Source organism: Verrucomicrobiota bacterium, from assembly GCA_016871675.1.
Classification (GTDB): domain Bacteria; phylum Verrucomicrobiota; class Verrucomicrobiia; order Limisphaerales; family VHCN01; genus VHCN01.
Genome location: VHCN01000131.1, coordinates 1 through 3,516, shown reverse-complemented (window position 1 = coordinate 3,516; position 3,516 = coordinate 1). Strand labels below are relative to the sequence as shown.

Here is a 3,516-nt window from a genome sequence, read left to right as displayed (position 1 = left end):
GGGCGCGGCGCTTCACATTCCCTACGCGACGGCGCATCGGGCGCTGTTCCATCGCGCCGACGCGAGGGCTGGCGAAATCGTTCTCATCCACGGCGCGAGCGGGGGCGTGGGACTCGCGGCGGTTCAATTCGCGCGCGCGGCAGGATTGATCGTGATCGGCACCGCCGGGACCGACGAAGGCCGGCGGCGCGTGCTCGCGGAAGGCGCGCACCACGTGCTCGACCACACGCAAGACAATCATCTCGAAGCCGTGGCAAGTCTCACCGGCGGGCGCGGAGCGGACATCATTCTCGAAATGCTCTCGAACGTGAACCTCGGGCGCGACCTCCCCGCGCTCGCGAAGGGCGGCCGCGTGATCATCATCGGCAGCCGTGGCAAGGTGGAAATCACGCCGCGCGACTTGATGACTCGTGACGCCGACGTGCGCGGAATGACGCTCTTCAACTGCTCGACCGGGGAACTTGCCGGCATCCACGCCGCCGTGCGCGCGGGACTTTGCAGCGGCACGCTTCGTCCGGTCGTGGGACGTCGATTCCCCCTCGCCCATGCCCCCCAAGCCCACGATGCGGTGCTTGCGCCCGGCGCGCTCGGCAAGATTGTGCTCGTGCCCTGACGCGGATGAGTTGCAACTCGACAAGGCGGCACAGTTCTTCCGAAGCTCTGCGCATGAAGATCAATAGATGCCTGGCCCCCTTGCTCGCCATTTGCGGAGTCCTCTCGATCACAGCGAGCGCCGCCGAGAAACGAATCCTGCTGATCGCCGGGAAACCCAGCCACGGGCCGGGCGACCACGAGTTTCGCGCGGGCTCGCTTCTCCTGAAAAAGTGCCTCGATGGCGTGCCGGGCATTCGCGCCGAAGTCCACGACATGGGCTGGCCGAAGGACGTGTCGGCTTTCGATGGCGCGGACGCGGTGCTGATTTACGCGGACGGCGGCGGCGGTCACCCGGCGATCCAGCCCGGGCGTGCGCAGATGATGAGCGCGCTGGCCAAGAAGGGCACCGGCATCGGTTGCGCGCACTACGGCGTGGAGGTTCCGAAAGGCGATTCCAGCGCGTGGATGCACGAGTGGATCGGCGGGCACTACGAGCATCAATTCTCATGCAACCCGATGTGGAAACCGGATTTCAAGTCGTTCCCCAACCACCCCGTTGCGAGAGGCGTGAAACCGTTCTCGGTCGTCGACGAGTGGTATTTCAACATGCGCTTCCGCCCGGACATGAAAGGCATCACTCCCATCCTCGTCGCCAAGCCGGGCGATGCCGTGCGCGATGGTCCCTATGTCTATCCCAGGGGTCCGTATCCGCACATTCAGGAAGCGAAAGGCCGCGATGAAACGATGATGTGGGTGTATCAGCGTCCCGATGGTGGCCGCGGGTTTGGTTTCACGGGCGGCCACAAGCACGTCAACTGGGGCAACGAGAATTTCCGCAAGGTCGTGCTCAACGGACTGCTCTGGCTGGCAAAGGCCGAAGTGCCTGCCAACGGCGTGGAGTCCACGGTCACCGACGAGGACTTGAAGTCCAACCTCGACCCCAAAGGACAGAAGAAGTAACTGCCCCGCGGTCAACCGGCGCGCCGTTCACCGCCGCCCGTCATACCACACCGGGCAATCGTCGCGATTCCGGAGCACGCGCCCGCCTGAAACAATCGTGCGCGTGATGAACCGGATATGCTCAAACCGGGAGTAGAGCATGATCTTGCGGACGCTGGTGATGAGCCGGTGCCGTGTGATGATCACCATCTTGCGGTTCCGCTGGCGCGCGAGCTTCTTGAGGCGCCTGCTCAAATCCAGCTCCTCGGTCGCAAAGAGCTTCTCGTTGAACCCGCCGATTTCGCGAAACCCGGCGGCCTCGCAGAAGATGAACGACCCCGCGGCGTATCGGGTCAGCCGGCTCACAATGTTCCAGATGCCGATCCAGAAATTCGCCTCGCGGTTCTGCCCGTCGAACTGAATGAGGCAGCCGCCCGCGATCGCGCGACCGGCGCGGATGACATTCGCGACCTCGCCGAACAGTTCCACCGAGGGGTGCGAATCCGCGTCCACGAAGATCAGCCAGTCCCCGGTTGCGGCGCGCGCCCCGGAATTCCGTGCGCGCGCGATTTGATTGACCGGCTCAAACACGACCTTTGCCCCCGCAGCCCGGGCGAGCTCGGGCGTGCGGTCGTTCGAGTTGTTGTCGCAGACAATAATCTCGCTCTCCCAGCCGAGCCTTGTGAACGCCTCGCGCGCGGCGTGAATGCGGTCCAGCGTGGCGGCGATGAGCTTCTCCTCGTTGAAGGCGGGCACCACGATGGAAAGGGTCACGCGCGGAGAGTGGCAAATCACCAGCCGCTTGAAAGCGGAAACCGGTTCGACCACCGCGCGGCCGGCTCGGGCGCCTTGCCCGGCCACTCCGCGAACTGAAGCGCGAAGATGTCCGCAGATGATGGCGCACTCGTCGAGTGAGCAACCATCGAGCGCGCGGCCCTTCCTCTCCAGCAACTCCACGCGAATCCACCCACGCGCGCCGGTCGCGGCCGGAGAAATTCTTCTCGCCGCGCTTGTGAGCCGCGCTATGGTCGCGCCTGTTCGGTTGTCCGAAAACACACGACACCATGGAACCTACAGGCGACATCGCGCTCATCGGCCTGGCCGTCATGGGCCAGAACCTCATCCTCAACATGAACGACCGCGGCTTCACGGTCGTGGCCTACAATCGCACGACCTCCAAGGTGGACGACTTCCTCGCCAACGAGGCCAAAGGCACCAAAATCCTCGGCGCGCACTCCATCCCCGAGATGGTCGCGATGCTCAAGAAGCCCCGCCGCGTGATGCTCATGGTCAAGGCTGGCAAGGCCGTGGACGAGTTCATCGAACAGCTTCTCCCGCACCTCGAGGGCGGCGACATCATCATCGACGGCGGCAACTCGCTCTTCGACGACACGAGTCGCCGCGTCAAACACGTCGAGAGCAAGGGCCTCCTCTACATCGGCACCGGCGTGAGCGGCGGAGAGGAAGGCGCGCGCCACGGCCCGAGCATCATGCCGGGCGGTTCCACGGCCGCGTGGCCGTTTGTGAAGCCCATCTTCCAGTCCATCGCGGCGAAGGTCGCCGACGGCGCGCCCTGCTGCGACTGGGTCGGCGAACAGGGCGCGGGCCACTACGTGAAGATGGTCCACAACGGCATCGAGTATGGCGACATGCAACTCATCTGTGAGGCCTACAACATCATGAAGCACGGCCTCGGCATGAGCGCCGACGAGATGCACGAGGTCCTCAAAGAGTGGAACACCGGCGACCTCGACAGCTACCTCATTGAGATCAGCCGCGACATTCTTGCGAAGAAGGACGACGACGGCTCCTCGCTCGTGGACAAGATCCTGGACACCGCCGGCCAGAAGGGCACGGGCAAGTGGACGGTCATCAACTCGCAGGACCTCGGCATCCCCATCACATTGATGGCCGAGGCCGTTTACTCGCGTTGCGTCTCCGCGCTGAAGGACGAACGCGTGAAAGCGCAGAAGAAGCTCAAAG

The 3,516-nt window shown here is 64.3% G+C and carries 4 protein-coding genes; 3 read left to right on the top strand and 1 reads right to left on the bottom strand.

Features of this window, described 5'->3' with window-relative positions; genetic code table 11:
• Together FJ386_15305 and FJ386_15300 are read left to right on the top strand one after the other, a co-directional pair.
• Positions 1-613 (top strand): zinc-binding dehydrogenase (locus tag FJ386_15305; protein MBM3878054.1); only part of this gene is annotated, 613 nt, incomplete at its 5' end.
• 53 nt (positions 614-666) lie between these two features.
• Positions 667-1,554 carry a hypothetical protein gene (locus FJ386_15300; GenBank protein ID MBM3878053.1) on the top strand — a complete coding sequence of 296 codons (888 nt, stop codon included), beginning with the start codon at positions 667-669 and terminating at the stop codon, positions 1,552-1,554.
• A gap of 27 nt (positions 1,555-1,581) precedes the next feature.
• On the opposite strand, the gene FJ386_15295 is transcribed toward FJ386_15300, so the two are convergent.
• Positions 1,582-2,589 carry a glycosyltransferase gene (locus FJ386_15295; GenBank protein ID MBM3878052.1) on the bottom strand — a complete coding sequence of 336 codons (1,008 nt, stop codon included), beginning with the start codon at positions 2,587-2,589 and terminating at the stop codon, positions 1,582-1,584.
• 8 nt (positions 2,590-2,597) lie between these two features.
• Between FJ386_15295 and gnd the strand changes: the two genes are divergently transcribed.
• The coding region (gene gnd / locus FJ386_15290) for a decarboxylating NADP(+)-dependent phosphogluconate dehydrogenase (protein ID MBM3878051.1) at positions 2,598-3,516 on the top strand (919 nt) is incomplete at its 3' end.

What these genes read in the sequence shown, in the direction of transcription:
- FJ386_15300 (MBM3878053.1), top strand. Translation starts at nt 667, where the DNA reads ATGAAGATCAATAGATGCCTGGCCCCCTTGCTCGCCATTTGCGGAGTC.